Genomic DNA, 1,131 nt, shown 5'->3' with positions numbered 1-1,131 from the left:
CAGGGAGGCCGGGAAGTGCTCCGGCACCTCGTCGACCACGGGCAGGAACTGGTAGGCCAGCCCGATCACGACGACGAACGCCGTCACCGCGGCCACCGACGCCCACCAGTTGCCCAGGCCCGGCGCCAGACGCTTGCCCAGCAGGGTCGCGGCCACCGCCAGCAGCACACTGAGCAGCATCATCAGGAAATACAGGGCCGTCCGCTTCCCGATGGTGTCCGGGTCGCCCACCGACGGCGGATTGGCCGGATACTTCAGGAACGGCACCACATACACGGCCAGCAGCGCACAGCCCGACAGCAGCAGCGCCGTGGCCCGCGGACCGAAACGGCCCACCCGGCCCAGCGCGAAGCAGAACGCCAGCGCCGCGACACCCCCGAAAGCGACCCCGTAGACCAGGACACCGGTGGCGAGACCGGCCGTGGACTGCAGGGAACGCGAGACGACCTCCACCTCCTGCCCGTGCTCGTGCCCGTGGGAATGGGCCTCCTCGAAGCCGATCGCCTTGTCGATGCTCGGCTCACCGAGGACGTACGCCACGACCAGGGCGAGCACACCGGCCGCCAGGCCGGCGAGCATGCCCCGCACGAGCAGGTTTCTCACCATTGCGGAATTCATGAGCGTGCGGCGTCCCTCGCGTCAGTGGCAGGGGAAGCCGAGCAGGTGCCGGCCGTCGTGCAGCCACTCGTGGACGTCCGTGCCGTTGAACACGGAGGTGGCGCCCTGCTCGGCGCCGACGAAGTACAGCAGGACCAGCATCAGGACGCCGAAGAACACCGCCCAGGGAGCTATCGCCCGCAACGGCAGCGCGGCGGGAACGGCAGGGGTGTCGGCTGTCGGCTGGGCGACGGTCTGCGCCATGGCAGAACCTCCTCGGGAGTTCGCGTCCCATCTCGGTGGTGCACAGGACGACGGCCACGGGTCTGACTCGCGCGACACCCCGAGAGGCGTCACGCACACAGTGGCGCGACCGTGCCGGGTTCCCACCGGCTTCCGTCTCGCCGTCGTCGATATCGGACCGACCGTACCGCGCCACCACCGGCCCGGCCAAGACCGCACCCCACCCGCGTGATCTTCCTCTCCCACCAGGAGAGACGCCACGGGCTTCGTGGTTCACAGGTGGCGGAACTC

General features: G+C 69.8%; 2 protein-coding genes and 1 riboswitch. Both genes read right to left on the bottom strand.

All coding sequences use genetic code 11. The annotated features are described in order from the left end of the window. A partial coding sequence (locus JK359_RS38495) for a CbtA family protein (RefSeq protein ID WP_201844384.1) occupies positions 1-618 on the bottom strand: 618 nt, incomplete at its 3' end. Between the two features lie 21 nt (positions 619-639). Then, complete coding sequence (locus JK359_RS38490) at positions 640-861, bottom strand: CbtB domain-containing protein (RefSeq protein WP_201844382.1); 222 nt, start codon at positions 859-861, stop codon at positions 640-642. 36 nt (positions 862-897) lie between these two features. Beyond that, a riboswitch (cobalamin riboswitch) is annotated at positions 898-1,038 on the bottom strand. Between the last annotated feature and the right edge of the window lie 93 nt (positions 1,039-1,131).

This window comes from Streptomyces actinomycinicus, from assembly GCF_016741775.1.
In the GTDB taxonomy this organism is placed as follows: domain Bacteria; phylum Actinomycetota; class Actinomycetes; order Streptomycetales; family Streptomycetaceae; genus Streptomyces; species Streptomyces actinomycinicus.
The sequence above is the reverse complement of the archived record's forward strand: the minus strand, read 5'-3'. Positions and strand labels throughout refer to the sequence as shown.